The following is a 15,457-nucleotide window of genomic DNA, read 5'->3' as shown; positions in this document are numbered from 1 at the left end:
AATATATTGTTATTATTTATCCTATTCAAGGACTTTTATTAAATGGTGGGGGTGATCATTCTGGCTATCCGTTACAGCATCATAATTCCAACCTATAACCGACTTCAGCAGCTGCTACTTACACTCACTTCATTCGAGACACAGACCTATCCGAAGGATCGGTTCGAGGTGATCGTCGCAGATGACGGTTCTACAGATGGTACTAAGGAAATGGTCGAAAGCTTTCAAACTTCTTATCCGCTTATTTATGTCGCTCAGCAGGAACAACGCGGCCGTTCTGCCGTAAGAAATCTGGGGCTGAGTCAGGCAAAAGGGAAATACGTCATCTTCTGCGATGCTGATTTTCTGGTATTCCCTGAATTCATTAGGATCGTAAACCAGTATCACCGTAAATATCCTAAGTCCATAATTTCAGGTATTCCACACTCATGGGATGATGCTTATACCCACTACTACCCAGACTTTTCTCCTGAAGAAAAAGAACATTGCCGCAATACACTTTCGCCTTCTAACTTATGGAATCCTGACTTCGAATCAGTGACTGAAATTATCCCAATAATCACACCCAATGATATCCTTCAGCAGACGGAGACGTTATCAAAAGTCACCTTTGCCTCAAGAGTTCCTCCAAATACTAAAAAGCAATTTGCCAGCACAGATGTAGCCCCATGGATGTTACTCGTCACACGTTGTGTGTCCATAAGACGCAGCCAATTAACTCGGGCTGGAGGTTTTAATGAACAGTTTATCCTCTATGGACTCGAAGATTGGGATCTTGGGTATCGACTGCATCGATTAAAAATCCCTTTTCACAGCATCAAAGAAGTTGTCGGCGTTCACCAAGAACATCCAACCCACTTCAGAGGAAATCTCATAAATATTGAGAATCTAAAAATCATGTTCAAAAGCTACGGGTTCAATGACTCTTCCCTAAATCTGTTCGCCCTTGTTCCTCCAAACGAAGACCTGGAGAAATACAAACATACTATACGGGTCTTGCGCAGAGGATACCGAACGAAGTCAACACGTTCATCAGCAATATTAATGAGAAGGACGTTACGGATTGCCGCCAAACAGCTCTATGAACCCATTGATACCGCCGTATACCAAGAGTCGTTAAGACGGATAAGTGTAAAAGTAAAGAGAAGAAAAAGCCGGGTTGCCCGTGTTTTGCGAGAGATTTTGGTGAAGGCTGAAAAGCTGGGAGAATGATATCTAAAAATACATTAAACCGGGCATCAAATGATGTCCGGTTTTCACTTATTTTCTCAATTTATTGGGTAGCGGAATATGCCTAATCGACTCAATGGGATGATAGAGCAGCATCCACGGACCAGAAAAACGCATAACCCCTTTAATTCTTTGGCGATAATCCGGTTTGTAACAATGAACAGGACATTTGGCACAAGCTGTTTTCTCTTCACCAAACCTACAATAGGCTAACCTCTTCAGCGCATACTCATTTAATTCCTGACATTCCTTACAAAAGCCTTTATGATGGTGTTTTTTCTTACAATATATACGAATCATTTTGGTAACAAGCTCTTGTTCTTTTTGAATTTTAGGACCCTCATTTAACTGCCGGTTTACCTTTGTTATCATATATGAACCCCCTTGTAACTTGTACAATAAGATCTCATGTAATTATAAAGGGTAAACCAACTGTGAAACCAGCCTTAACGCTGAACCTCCTTAATTCCCTCACATACCGGGGTTGAAAGGCGATAATTGTATAAATCAAATTTTTTTAAAAAAACTTGTAACGTTTATAGCTTTTTACGGATATATAACTTGAGGAGGTGAATGGATGGAGGACAACGAGCAATTATACAGGGAATATTCAACCCAAGTATATAAATTCGTATTTAGCTTTTGTCATAATCACTTGCTGGCAGAAGAAATCACCCAAGAAACTTTTTATAGAGCTATAAAATCGATAGATAAATACGATGGGACCTGCAAAGTATACGTTTGGCTTTGTCAAATTGCTAAACATGTGTGGTATCAGGAGCTGGACAAGCAGCGCAAGCGGAAGTCTGAGGAATTAGAAGACGCTCCTTTGGCTAACGCAAATTCAACAGAATCCCAGTTCATTTTTGCTCAGGACAAAATGGATTTATTTAAACAACTTCATTTACTTGATCCAAATACCAAGGAAGTATTATATCTGCGTTTGACCGGAGAATTCAGTTTTCGGGAAATTGGCGAAATTCTTGGCAGAGATGAGACCTGGGCAAGAGTTACCTTTTACCGTGGAAAACAAAAATTAATGAAAGGAAGATCTTCATGAAATGCGAGATCATTCAGGATTTATTACCTTCCTATATTGAAAAGCTAACCTCTGTACATAGTAACGAAGAAATCGAAAAACACCTGCAATCCTGTGAAAGCTGCCTTCAATCCTATAATGAAATGACTGCCACAGCAAATCTAAGTGTGCCTATTATTGATAAAGAGGAAGTTAACAAACTCAATTATTTTAAAAAAGTGAAAAAAAAGAATATAAAAACTCTCATTTTTTCCGTCTTATCGGTACTCATACTGGCTACAGCCCTTATTGGACTTTTTGTTATCGGTTTCCCTGTATCCTCTAAAGATGTAGTCATAGATTATCAGAAAACAAAGGATCGTTTGGAAGTTCATCTAACTTTGGAAAATGGCAAGGACCTCGTGTTCTCAGGAAAAACCAAATTTATCCGCGATGAGAATAATAATGTAATCGGTTCTGAAACTAGGTATACGCCTAGAGGTTTACTTCATAATCCCTTTGATGATGTAGGCAAAAAAGTTATGTTGGGGACGGAGATTCATACCGATCTAGATTTTCCAAACAAGTTTATTCTTGAATTCAAAGATAAAACTATGACGTTTGTTAATGGTGTTTTAGTGGAGTAGACATTGCCGCTAAAATAAAAAAAGACACCTTTTAAGGTGTCTTTCGCTTTACACCCTACTAAAAAAGTTAGCATTTTTGTTCGTTTTTTCGCTAAAATATAGGGTTATCGATTTACTAAAAGTATCTTATAATAAAATTACACATGGATATTTCACCTCTTTGTGAACGCGCGTTTATAGATCGGCCCATTAACCACTTAATAGGAGGAATGGTCATGCAATATGGTTATTTTGATGAAAAAAACAAGGAATACCTCATTACCAAGCCGAATACGCCTGCCCCTTGGGCGAATTACCTCGGCTCGCCGGAATACGGTGCAATCATCTCAGGTAACGCAGGCGGCTATAGCTTTGTAAAGTCTGGCGCAAATGGGCGGCATATCCGCTACCACTTCAACTCTAAGGACGAGCCCGGACGCTATATTTACGTGAGAGATTTGGAGAACGGGGATTATTGGTCCGGCTCTTGGCAGCCAGTGGGTAAAGATCTGGAGCAATATAAGTCGGTATGCCATCATGGAACCGGATACACGAACATTGTCTCGGACTACGATAACATCCATACAGAATCATTATATTATGTACCACTGAACAAAACCTATGAGGTGTGGCGCATGAAGGTGCGCAATGATGGCTCCAAAGCACGCAAGCTGGCTCTCTTCGGATTTGTTGAATTAACCAACAATAACAACTATGAGCAGGATACCGTCAACCTTCAGTACACTCTGTTTATTTCACGGACCTACTATAAAAATAATATGATCCTTCAAGTCATCAATGAAAACACCCCCGAAGAACAAACCTGGAGATTCTTCGGGGCTGCAGGTGCAGAAGTTACCGCTTATGACGGTGACCGGGATACGTTCCTAGGCGATTACCGCAGTTATGGCAATCCGGCCTCTGTTGAGAACGGCCAATGCTCCAATTCATTAAACTACAATACTAACTCCTGCGGGGCCCTGCAGATTAACGTAGATTTGCAGCCGGGAGAAGAGAAAGAAATCGTATTTCTACTGGGACAGTATGATGAGAAAGGCGCTTCCGAAATTCTCAGCCATTATAAGGACTTGTCCGTGGTAGATAAAGAACTCGAAGAGTTAAAAGCATTCTGGCACAGCAAACTTAACCGCTTCCAGGTTCAGACACCAAGCGATAACCTGAACAACATGATCAACACTTGGAATGCATATCAATGCTTTATCACTTTCATCTGGTCACGTGCAGCCTCCTTCCAATACTCCGGTCTTCGTAATGGACTCGGATATCGGGATACCGTGCAGGATATTCAAGGCATCATTCATCTGGATCATGAGATGGCCCTTGAACGTCTAAGACTGATGATATCCGCCCAGGTTTCCAACGGCGGTGGACTTCCGTTGGTGAAATTTGACCACAATCCTGGGCATGAGGGCACACCGGATGATCCAGAATACGTGCGGGAAACCGGTCACCCCCATTATCGGGCTGATGACGCTTTATGGCTGTTCCCCACCGTCATTAAATACTTGAATGAAAGTGGCAACTGGGATTTCACAGATGAAATAATCCCTTATTCGGATAAAGGCGAGGGCACAGTGTACGAGCATTTGCGCCAGGCACTTCAGTTCAGTCTGGATCGTATGGGCGCACACGGCATGCCGGTTGGGCTTCATGCCGACTGGAACGATTGCCTACGGCTTGGAGCCAAGGGTGAGTCGTTGTTCGTCGCATTCCAGCTGTATATGGCATTCAAGGTATTCATGGAAATCGCACAAAATAAGAACAAGCCTGAAGATATTCAATGGGCGCAGGGCCTGCTTGATGAGCTGGACGATAACATTCAAAAACACGCTTGGGAGAACGATCAATTCGTCCGCGGATTTACCGAAGACAACTATACCATCGGCTCCTGGGAAAATGATGAAGCCAAGATCTGGCTCAATCCGCAAAGCTGGGCCGTATTAAGCGGTGCAGCCCGCCCGGATCAGGCGAAGCTCGCCATGGACAAAGTGTATGAGAATCTGCGGACCGATTACGGCACTATGTTATTCTACCCTCCGTTCCGTGAATACGGTTTGCCAGTAGCGTTGATGGCTCTTTTCAACGCCTCAACTAAGGAAAACGGCGGCATCTTCAGCCAGCCGCAGGGATGGCTCATTCTGGCGGAAACCATGATCGGCAACGGTGGGCGCGCGTTCGAATACTTCCTGAATTGCAGTCCGGCCAGCATGAACGATAAGGCTGAAATCCGTAAACTCGAGCCTTATGTACATGGCCAGTTTGTCGAGTCCAAGGACAGCCCATATCAAGGCCGGGCGCATGTCCACTGGCTGACCGGCACCGCTTCAACCGTGATGGTCTCCTTGGTGGAAGGCATTATGGGGGTTCAACCGCAATTTGATGGCCTTCGCCTCAACCCGTGTGTTCCTTCCGACTGGACAGACTTTTCCATGGTCCGGGAATTCCGTGGGAAGAAGCTGAACATCCAGGTGGAGAACAAGAAGGGTGTACAAAAAGGGGTTACCCATATCGTTATTAACGGTGAAGAAATTCAAGGCAACCTGATCCCGGTGGCCAAAATGGCGCCAGAAAACAACGTGCTCGTTATTATGGGTTAAGGCGTATTTATGAGGAATAGATAGGAGGACGGACCCGATAAGGTGCGTCCTCCTGTTTTTACAATTAGAACGAGGCTTGTACACTTGCCTTCCGGCTCTATGACCGCGATTGAGCTGGATACAATTGACGAAAAAAAGACTGCCGGGACCTTCCCGACAGCCTGAACTCATTCTCATAATTGGCAAACCAAGTTTCTTCGCCTGTAACAATCCTCTACAACCTCGGGTCGATCTCTTTCTCTTTCGTTACCTCGAATAACAGGTTTGCTGCAATTTGCTTGTAGTCCTCGTTGTCAGACGAGATCTCATCCAGCTTCACTTCTAGCATTTGTCTGCACAGCCGGTGTTCGATTAAGGACGTCCGAAGCTTAGGAGCGATATTCTTCTGTTTCATCAGCTTGGCATACTTATGTGGAAACTTGTAGTCGTACCCGTAGATGATCGACAGGTAGCCCGGATTGCGGACCTTCATATATGGGACTACTCCCTGCTGTTCTTGCTCCGGTTTGATTACAATTCCCTCCATATGTTTCTCTACTGTTATCTTTGCGAAATACTCCTCTGCTCTGATGTAGGCATCAGGCTCTTTCAAGTCCAAAACCAGAGATTCATCATCATTTAAGAACCTGTATAATTCGGAGGTTTTACCGTCAGGTACCCGTTCAGCACCATTCTCCAGTACTTCCTTCAGGATTGCAAAAGGTTTGTACGCTAATTCTGCATCACCCGCATACAACTCCAGTTGCTGCTTGTATACTCGGTAGGCTTCCTCACGCTGGTCAAGATCTACATACGATTCTCTTATGTCACGGACATGCTTAAAAGTCTGGTAAACATGAGACCCATAGTTGTTGTTAAGCGCCTCTTTCGACATATGGTGCTGGTCTTGTTCAAACCCGCTTGCTTCAAAATCCTGTATCAGTTTACCCAGTGACTCCTCAAATCCATATTGTCTTAAGAAATCCAGCTCTGTCTCCAGCGCCTTGCTAATCGGCCGGAACTGACGCTCAATTAACCCATCCCCAAGCGCTTTCCAAGGCAGCAGCTCGCCATCCAGTAAAAGCACACGGATCCCCTGCTCAGCCATATAGGTTCCGAATCTATGCAGCAGTTGTTCGTAGATAGGCGTCAGATCGACCGCCTTAACCTTGTAGCCGTTCCGGCTAATTGCGTAACACTCCTCTATATCCCGGTAAAGGTACACACTACAGCGTGATCCCATATATTTAGGCTGCAGGACGACTTCAGATATACGACGCTCGGCAAAATAATCCAACCCTTTTCGCAGAGACTCAAGCTCACCGGCAGCCATATCCTTATCCGCAGGTGACATCGTCCCGGAGATGAAGTTGACCCGGTTCTGCGAGGAATACTGCAGTCTGCGCACAGACTCGTAATCAAGCTCTAACAAGGATACGGTTTGCTGTTCCCGGAACAGGATAGGTAGCTCTTCGTGCACCGTAGTCACATGCGATTTTTGACTTTTATAGAAAGGTTTAAACGACATGCGAACAGAAGTTAGTTCATTACCCTGCGCACTCCCTGTGTCGAGGTGGAGTTTGTTTTTGATCCGAAAAGTCTGCTTGGCTGCAATATGTCCGAAGAGATGAAAGGGGTGATTACTCACAGCCTCTTGCTTTAGGAAATCAAGCTGTTCCTCAAAGGAAACCTCACGATCCAGCCGAAAGTTACGCTGATGGCGTAGTGAATTCGTATCCAGCTTACCAATGTACTTATTACGGCAAGGAGCATGAGTAACATAAAAAGAAGGACCTTGCATACCTATATAGCGGTAAAATGGCTGAGATTGCTCCACTAAAGCCGAAAATTTACTAAAAAGCGCGGTATCCTCCTTAAGCACTTGGGTGGAATCAAAGTACGTTCTTAGCAGTTCCGGATCGGTTCCTTGAATCTCACCCTTTACGTACTTGTATACAAAGTTCTCGTGATTGCCCATAACAAATAGGAAATGCTCGCGGTTATCAAATAAGAACTCAATCGTCTCCCGTGTCTTTTTGCCCTTATCAATCCAGTCACCAGCAAGAATGACTTGTGTGTTACTGAGCTTATCTGTTGCACTTAACTTACCTTCGTGCACCCGGTAGCCGTAATTACGTAATAGTCCCTGAAGCTCTTCGACGCACTCATGAACATCCCCAACCACAATATACTCTTGTGCTTGTAGAAGTACCGTAGATGCGTAAGTATCCCAATCCTGTATAATCACCCGGTAGTCCGGGTTAGGTATCCCTTCACCCTCGAGAATAAAATCTTTAGCACGCACTTTATGAATCTTGTTGTAACCTTCCCGTGACAGAACAGGCAGGACTTCTTTTCTCAGCCGGTTTAAATGATTGGAGATCAGCTTCTTCGAGCGCTCCGAGACGTAGTAATCCTCCCGTTTACGGTAATCAAACAGAATAACCTCCAGATTATAATTATTTTGCCCGGCGATCTCACGGACTTTACTACGGTAATCTTCGGATAGCCCAATGGTATCCATCACCACAAACTCCGCATTAATCGGAAAAGAAGTGACTAACTTCAATCTCTCAAACAATAATTGAAAGGTATGCGAACTCGCCTCCAGCATAACCTGATCATACTTATCATAGTCGTAGCCCAATATCTCCTGGCGGATACTATCCGAGGATAAATACTGCACATTCGTACGTAAACCTTTGGAGGCATCCTCTAGTTTTAACTGCGGGATCAGAACTTCTTTAGCAAAAGTTGATTTCCCGCATTCCGTTGCTCCTACAAGCAGAAATATGGTATGTACACGCGTTTGAATTTCCACTGCCTACTCCTCCTTTCTTCGCACAATAGCGCATTGCGTCGTACGGATCTCGCCAACCCGGTCACCAACCATCAAATATTCAACCTCGACTGCTAAACCTTGAACCGTATCCAAAACCCATTGCCCGAACGCTTCCTGTCCCATTTCCCACTTGTGATCTTCATGCCGGAATCCTTCCAGCTCATAGTAACGATTGAAATCAGCATTCGGTGTCGTCACAATAAGCTGTTGAAAATTCACATTACCGATTATTTGCTGAATAAGCTCTGCCGCTTCACCCTCACTCATGTGCTCTACAACTTCTGTTAGAATCACATCAACCTGCTCCCCATTGTACGACTCCAGAAAATGGTCCAGTGAGCCAAAGGTTGCAATGTTATCAATGTCCTTAGCTTTCGCTTTCCGATTCACAACCTCCAGCAACGCCTCGGCTATATCTACCGCATAATAGGTGCTCTCTATTTTTCCGGCAAACGGAATTGCATAGAAACCTTCTCCGCAGCCGATGTCCAGAATCGGCTTATTGAATGGAAGCACACTCGAAATAAAAGTACGCCGCTGCATCGCAGTACCGCCATACTCCAGCCCAATAGAATACTGGTCTGTTTGTTCGATGGAGGCTTTATATCGCTTGAACCGTTCCTTAGAGGTAAGGAAATTCCTTGCAAATAGACTTCTTATATAAAAAGGTGCATCAATGACGTTAAGGCTGCGGATATATTTATCCAAAATAGCATCCGAAATATCTATGTACTCATCCCCAAATATGGATAAGAACAAGGACAGCACACCAACAACATGTAAGAGGTGATACAAGCTTTTATGTGTGGTAATCGTCAGCGAATAGCTCTTATGTGCCTGATGCTGCAAGGAGAAGGTATAGCCCTTTAAATGCTTTTGGAAAAATTCAATATAGTGTATCCGCTCAACCTGAACCATATTGATGAAAAAAGAATGCTCATATCCTTCCGCATCCCGTTCATCCTGGGCTTTGAAGGGTGTAGAGAAAAACTCATTGACCGTATTAAGCGGAAATAGAGGTGTATTAAACCGGGAGACATTTAAATACTCAAAGCTCTCGCTTCCGTTCTGCTTGTAGGATATATCGTTATCTGCGTCCTTAAAATAAACGTTATAAGTTGCCTCATCAGAATACCATCCATAAGCCAATCCCTGACGAACCGGACGAAGCTGCATACCTGTCACTGGATTTTTTTTAATTAAAAAAGTGAATTTTGGATTCGTAGATTTCAGTTGTACAATAGCCACTACCATCTTCCTCCTATCAATCTTTCTATAGGGCCCGTCCCCATACTTCCTGTAAAGCTTCTCGAAATAGAGCATCCAGCTGATGATCTCTGTTGTTCTCCTTAGCATTCAAGGACGCCGCCACCTTATCCAACACTTGGAACTGTTCTTCTAAATAATCGTTAATCGCGGTTAGCTGCGGCTCGTAGTCTAGTTCCTCACCGGATTTTTTTCGTGCCAGCAATTGCTGAATCACCTGCCACAGCTCTTCATCCTGCGGAATAAGCCGCTCTACCAGTACATCGAACTCCATCGGCGGCATCTCTCCATATCGGTGAGTCCATTCACAGGCTAGAACGGGACGAAGTACATAAAAGTACTTTTTGATCTTGACCTGTTCGCCTTGCAAATAATCACGGTAGTTCCCTCTTGCCATGTTTAAGTAATGGTACATACAAGACTTCGGTGAAAATGTGTACGGGGAGATGCTTCTAAGCTTCTCTGCTGTACTGTACTTTTCTGCATATTGAATGGGTGATTGCAGCCACTCCAGCAGCGGTGGATTAGACTTCCGAAATAAATTCAGTGCTTTCCGCAAATCCCAGCCATTGATATCAAGCATATTGTTAATAGGACGCTCGATCACATCCCGCTTATCAAAAATAGATAGATACCATTCCGGTTTATGCAGATAAATAAATCTCACATCATAATCGCTGTCCTGCGATGGGAATCCCCACGCCCGGCTGCCTGATTCGCAGGCATACAATATTGTAACTTGCTCCTCCTGTTCAATCTGTTCCAGCTGCTCACGGATAAGCTTGTTTATAGGATCCATCTTCATCCCTCCAGATCGGTTACTTCCCTATTCTCTACCCTTGTTACTATTCGAACGCCTCATCAGAATTGCTTTGGCTTCATGGATCTATCTTCGCTCATCTTCCCTGTAACGAACAGGGCGGAAGTATGGCGGCGGCCAAAAACACTTCCATTTTATTCAACTCTGGTGCTTAATATAATGAGTACTACTATTTCTTATGGATTCGCTACAGGCTGGAGGGATACAAATGGCCCGGGAAAGTTTTGACAAGGAGATTCAATTTCTTCGCATGCTCTCTTTAGCGGGGGGAGCTTACAGCAGACAACAATTCGCCGATCGTCTCGGCATTTCTGTACATACCTATGACAAAACGCTGCGCAACCTGAAGGGCATGGTGACCGTCTTACAACAGGATCTGCCTACAGAACAAGGAACAGAACTCTCTGAGTGGCTCCGCTATAACTACTATGAATCTGCCGACCCGCTGCTCCTGTTCTTGTTCCGGGCGAAGTCGCTTAAGGAAACGGAGAGCATCCGGCTTACTCTACTATTAACTGCGCTCCAGACTCAGGAGCTAACGGCTAAAGATCTACAGGATGTGTGCAGTGAGCAAATGCCAACCGATTATCCAATGCCCGATGAGAAAACCATCCGTGGAGATCTGAAATACCTTGAGGAAGTTGGCGTTATTCTTCGTGTAAACGAAGGCCGCCCTTATCGATACAAGGCTGCTAACGATCTGATTGATCAATTATCCGGCGATCAGCTCTTGGATCTTTACGACTATGTTGATGTCATCGCCAACACGCAGACTCCGTCTGTGCAAGGTTATCTGCTGCGCGACACCTTAAAAAAGGTCCTGCGGAAGCGGGGTTATACCCTCGAAGCTACGGAAACCCATAGATACAAATATAATTATCATTCACGTATTCTTGATGAGGCACACCTATATACGATATTTGCAGCGATTCAGCAGCGAAAAAAAATCAAGTTTCTATATCTATCCCCTAAAAAGGGCAAAAACTACGCCTCTCAGAATACCAATCCTCTCTTTGAGCGGGAAACAAGGGGCGTCACAGAAACTGTTCTTCCGCTCCGCGTCATCTATGACCATCAATATGGGCGCTGGTATTTAATCGGACATAATTCACGTATGGGCATCATGAAATTCCGAATGGAGGGCCTTACTCAAATTGAGGAGGGCGACACTGTGGAAGAAGCAGAGTTTGCTCTGAAACTCAGCAATCTAGAAGAACAGATGACAAACAGCTGGGTTATAGATACCACCCGTGCGATTAAAGTGGTGGCAAGATTTTATAACCCCAATCGCCCGGGTGTTAATTTTATTCGTGAGCGGGTTGAAGCGCAGGGACAGTGGGGAGAAATTACGGAAGAGTCCGATTCTACATTCCTTTATGAGATCACAGTGAATGGTATTTATGAAATTAAGCCGTGGTTACGAAGCTTTGGTTCAAGCTGCGAGGTATTAGAACCCCCTTGGCTGCGTAAGCAATTTATCGCGGAGTGGAAGGAGATTCACAGCTATTATGAATCCATTTGAGAAAATATTTAACTTCCAAATCATTTCACGCCTCGACGAAGTGGGTTCATTAGCGCTGACCTCCCAGGAACGTTCCTGGCTGAAAACCATGTTAATGCACCCGGCCTCAGAAGCAGCTTTTACACTGGATACCTTAAGTAAATTGAACGCCATATTGGAGGCAGAAGCGTCCACAGAAGTGCGGCAAATTATTATGGAGAAAGCTAAAAGCAAAGAGCGGCAGGTCTATCATCCAATGCTTCGTACACTCCGCCGTATAATCATGCAGAATCAAGCGATCCTTATTACTTTCCATATTAAGCATGGAGGCCAACGAACTGACCAAACCGGGTTCCCTCATAAGCTGGAATACAACATGTATAAGCGGGAGTGGTATCTGCAATGGTACAGCACCCGGCAACGTTCTCTTATGTCCACTAAACTAAAAAACATTATTTCTGTTGAAGCAGCTCCCTTCCCTGCCAAACGGATTAATGATTTAAAAGCAAGGATAATACGATTATTAGAGGATCAGAAGGAATGTACATGTATTCAAGTCATCCCCACCTTTAATGCTGAGCTATCACGAATTCTGTACGCCTTTTCCTGTTTTGATAAATCCGTGTCCTTTGATGAAAATTCGGGTATCTATCGAATCAAAGTCATCTACATGAGAGACGATAGCGAATTCCTATTGTCCAAAATCCGTTTTCTTGGCCTCCGCGTAAAAATCGTCGAGGGTGAGCATCTTAAGCGGCGCATGCTGAAATCCGCAGCTATGGCGATTGACCGGTATGGGGAATAACCGAAGAATTAGTATAAGCTGGTCAACTATCCTGAAGTGCTGAAACGTGCTTATATAGTAAAGTAAAGGACACGGTTAAGATGTCTTTTACTTTACTTACAGCAGCTTTCTTAAAAACTGAGAGTTAGTGAGGGGATTAGAAGTGGGAAAGAGAGTTATAGTGAAAATTTCAGAATTGACCAAAAAACATAAGATTTCCCTACGAGAATTATCCAGAATATCCGATGTCCGACATGCCGCATTAAGTGAGTTAGCTAATGGAAAAAGGGAGAATATTAACTTTAGTCATATAGGCAAAATTGCAGAAGCTTTAAATATTGAGGATATTCGTGAGATTATTGATTTGGTTGATGATAAAGATTAATCAAATCAACACAAAATTAATAGTTTTTGAATCGACAATAACTCAAGTAATAAGATCATAAGAAAAAGCAAAGAAAAGCGCCCCCTACAGGTCGCTTTTCTGCTTTTCTGATACTCCATATTAAAGTAGAGGCAGCCATTCCCCTATTCCAGCTTCATATAGTATAGATTCGCCGTACTATCTTTTGTAATGGTATGTGCACCTGCGGCTAGAGAGACAGTGGCAATGCCATTGGTTATAGGATAACTTGTTCCATCCACTTTGATTTTCGTTCCCTCTGTGTTGAACACTAGGGTTAGCGTTGAAGCTTTAGCAGCAGTGAATTGAATGCTAGTTGCACTCTCGATTTTTAGACATTGGGTTAGGGTTAAACCCTGATAGGCCACAGTTCCCTTACTTGTTGAGAGATTGCCTTGGATATTGAAGAAGCTGCTTGTTGTTCCATCCACAGTAAAGTTGTGAACGGTTGCTCCCGCTGTCGGCACTGGCGTTGTTGTCGGTGCTGGAGTCGCCGTTGGTACAGGAGTTGCTGTTGGAGCTGGGGTCGCTGTTGGCACAGGAGTTACTGTTGGCGTAGGTGTTACTGATGGAGTCGGAGTCGGATTCGTTGGGTTTGAATTCCCCCCTACAGAGACAAGTCCCGTTGTGTAGCTTCTGATTGCAGACATCAGCGCTGTATTCAACGCATACGAAACGTCATCCACTGAATCATTAAATTCCCATGTGAAGTCTCCGCCATTCAGACGTCCGGCTTTTGCCATAACAATCTGTTCAACATTGCTTACGTTATCAATATTAGATACGTTCACTCCTGTATTTACGCTCGTGTCGAAGTTGTTATAGGCTGTTCCGCCTTTTAATGCTTTGTATGAGCTTGGGACGGTTTCATTTCTTGACGAAGCTAAGTAAGCATCAAATGAGGTAACATTAGCAGGAGCTGTCCCTGTGTTTGAATTCGCATAGATGAGACTTGAAGCCTCTACAATAAGATTGTTATAGGCTTTAATCACACCTCCATTTTCGCCTGAGAATGTGCCCTCCCCTAAAGCATCTGTACCTTGTAAGGAGATCATCATTGGAAACTTAGCATGTCTAAAATAATTAGATTCTACAAAAGCTGAAGCACCTGTAGTAACACCCACACCGTATTTGGAGATACCATCGAAAAAGTTGTTATAGATATGGACGGATGCCACTCTAATCCGCGGATGACGGGAGTCCGAATGGTCAAACCAGTTGTGGTGGAAGGTAACAAAAAATTCAGCCGGCTCACTCAAACCAACTAGCGAAGATTTTCCGGAATCCCAGTAATGGTTGTAAGAGATTGTAATATAGTTGGATCCATTTTTAAGGTCTGTGGAACCGTCGCCCTTGGCTTGGTCTGCATCGCCTCCAGCAGCTCCATAAAAAATATCATTATTATGCACCCAGACATTCATATTGCCAGAATCCATTGAAATGCCATCGTCGGGGAATAACATTACACCCAGGTTTCTTACTTCCACATTACCTACATATCTTAGAAGCATTCCCCAACCGTATGCGTAAGCATCATTTCCGATACCTTCAATAGTAATATTCATTTCCGAATAATTGTTTTTACCTTTGACTTCAAGATACCCACTGCTGTTAAGCTGTCCACTCAGATCAGCAGCTGTAACTTTCCCGATAATTCGGATCGCAAGTGGAGTGGTATCATAGCCTTTTTGTCTCAGTGCCAAAATACCGCCCAGGCCAACCCCTGTTTGTACAGCGCCGGAGCTGTTGATTTTTACACCAAGGGTTACGGTTTGCGCATTCTGAGATGTTATATACAGCACTTGAGCACCATTCTTGAGGGTTCCATTCTCATTATAAGCCCCTGATCCTGTACCATATTGCGAACTAGTCGAAAAAGCAAACCCAGAACGGTCATATGACGTTACGGATAGCGGATTTGAAACCGCACTTACCGTCCCACCCCCTGACAACGTAGCTTCAACTTTCATCACATAATTTCCGGCTGCAAGCCCTACAGCATCCGCTCTCCAGTAGGAAGGATATTTGCGGATTAACTCATTATTAATTTGTTGATACCCAGAATCCGCTGCACTTGCCAATTTAACATAAACGTTATACCCTGTCGCATTGCTTACAGGTGACCATTCCACGTATGCCGTTTCATTCCAGCCTCCACTGCCTGTTACCGCAAGACCAGCAGCATGCACCACCGTATTTGTCCATCCACCTACTATTAAAGAAAGAGCAAGAGAAAACAACACAACAATACTGGTTACCTTTGCAACTCTTTTTTTCATTTTATTTCCTCCCGATTTTAATTTGTTGCAGATATCCTTGTAACCGCTTGCAAAAAAATGAAGTTTCTCTTTTCACCTCCTAAATATTTAG

General features: G+C 43.9%; 12 protein-coding genes. 7 read left to right on the top strand and 5 right to left on the bottom strand.

The window, feature by feature from the left end; translation table 11 throughout:
- Positions 1-60 precede the first annotated feature (60 nt).
- Positions 61-1,212, top strand: a complete 1,152-nt coding sequence (locus MHI15_RS28045; RefSeq protein ID WP_076187066.1) for a glycosyltransferase — start codon at positions 61-63, stop codon at positions 1,210-1,212.
- Between the two features lie 48 nt (positions 1,213-1,260).
- Here the strand turns inward: MHI15_RS28045 and MHI15_RS28040 are convergent, their stop codons facing one another.
- The gene (locus tag MHI15_RS28040) at positions 1,261-1,602 is read right to left on the bottom strand and encodes a nitrous oxide-stimulated promoter family protein (RefSeq protein ID WP_340394819.1); all 342 of its coding nucleotides are present in this window, start codon (positions 1,600-1,602) and stop codon (positions 1,261-1,263) included.
- A 205-nt stretch (positions 1,603-1,807) separates the two neighbouring features.
- On the opposite strand from MHI15_RS28040, the gene MHI15_RS28035 reads away from it, so the two are divergent.
- The 3 genes from MHI15_RS28035 to MHI15_RS28025 all read left to right on the top strand — a co-directional run bounded on the left by MHI15_RS28035 (position 1,808) and on the right by MHI15_RS28025 (position 5,492).
- Positions 1,808-2,290: an RNA polymerase sigma factor gene (locus MHI15_RS28035; RefSeq protein WP_076187044.1), complete on the top strand. Its 483-nt coding sequence runs from the start codon at positions 1,808-1,810 to the stop codon at positions 2,288-2,290.
- Positions 2,287-2,895 (top strand): zf-HC2 domain-containing protein, encoded by a 609-nt coding sequence (locus MHI15_RS28030; RefSeq protein ID WP_076126916.1) that lies wholly within the window; start codon positions 2,287-2,289, stop codon positions 2,893-2,895. Before MHI15_RS28035 ends, MHI15_RS28030 begins: the two co-directional genes overlap by 4 nt.
- Positions 2,896-3,110: 215 nt before the next feature.
- Positions 3,111-5,492, top strand: coding sequence for a GH36-type glycosyl hydrolase domain-containing protein (locus MHI15_RS28025; RefSeq protein ID WP_341165154.1), 2,382 nt, complete (start codon positions 3,111-3,113; stop codon positions 5,490-5,492).
- Between the two features lie 214 nt (positions 5,493-5,706).
- Here MHI15_RS28025 and MHI15_RS28020 read toward each other — a convergent pair whose 3' ends face one another.
- From MHI15_RS28020 to MHI15_RS28010, 3 genes are read right to left on the bottom strand one after another with little or no spacing between them, the layout of a single operon-like run.
- Positions 5,707-8,292, bottom strand: a complete 2,586-nt coding sequence (locus tag MHI15_RS28020; protein WP_341165153.1) for a metallophosphoesterase — start codon at positions 8,290-8,292, stop codon at positions 5,707-5,709.
- Positions 8,293-8,295: 3 nt separating this feature from the next.
- Positions 8,296-9,561 carry a class I SAM-dependent methyltransferase gene (locus MHI15_RS28015; protein ID WP_076192611.1) on the bottom strand — a complete coding sequence of 422 codons (1,266 nt, stop codon included), beginning with the start codon at positions 9,559-9,561 and terminating at the stop codon, positions 8,296-8,298.
- 25 nt (positions 9,562-9,586) lie between these two features.
- Complete coding sequence (locus tag MHI15_RS28010; protein ID WP_076126909.1) at positions 9,587-10,378, bottom strand: nucleotidyltransferase domain-containing protein; 792 nt, start codon at positions 10,376-10,378, stop codon at positions 9,587-9,589.
- Positions 10,379-10,607: 229 nt separating this feature from the next.
- Between MHI15_RS28010 and MHI15_RS28005 the strand changes: the two genes are divergently transcribed.
- The 3 genes from MHI15_RS28005 (at position 10,608) to MHI15_RS27995 (ending at position 13,069) form a co-directional block, all read left to right on the top strand.
- Positions 10,608-11,921 carry a helix-turn-helix transcriptional regulator gene (locus tag MHI15_RS28005; RefSeq protein WP_076279929.1) on the top strand — a complete coding sequence of 438 codons (1,314 nt, stop codon included), beginning with the start codon at positions 10,608-10,610 and terminating at the stop codon, positions 11,919-11,921.
- Positions 11,908-12,705, top strand: coding sequence for a WYL domain-containing protein (locus MHI15_RS28000; RefSeq protein ID WP_076279928.1), 798 nt, complete (start codon positions 11,908-11,910; stop codon positions 12,703-12,705). Before MHI15_RS28005 ends, MHI15_RS28000 begins: the two co-directional genes overlap by 14 nt.
- Positions 12,706-12,847: 142 nt before the next feature.
- Positions 12,848-13,069 (top strand): helix-turn-helix domain-containing protein, encoded by a 222-nt coding sequence (locus MHI15_RS27995; protein ID WP_076126905.1) that lies wholly within the window; start codon positions 12,848-12,850, stop codon positions 13,067-13,069.
- Positions 13,070-13,212: 143 nt separating this feature from the next.
- Here MHI15_RS27995 and MHI15_RS27990 read toward each other — a convergent pair whose 3' ends face one another.
- On the bottom strand, positions 13,213-15,366 hold the full coding sequence (locus MHI15_RS27990; RefSeq protein WP_076279927.1) for a pectate lyase family protein: 2,154 nt from the start codon (positions 15,364-15,366) through the stop codon (positions 13,213-13,215).
- Between the last annotated feature and the right edge of the window lie 91 nt (positions 15,367-15,457).

Source organism: Paenibacillus sp. FSL H7-0918, from assembly GCF_038007025.1.
GTDB lineage: Bacteria > Bacillota > Bacilli > Paenibacillales > Paenibacillaceae > Paenibacillus_AQ > Paenibacillus_AQ odorifer.
Note: the sequence above shows the minus strand (reverse complement) of the source record. Positions and strands in the feature narration are given on the sequence as shown.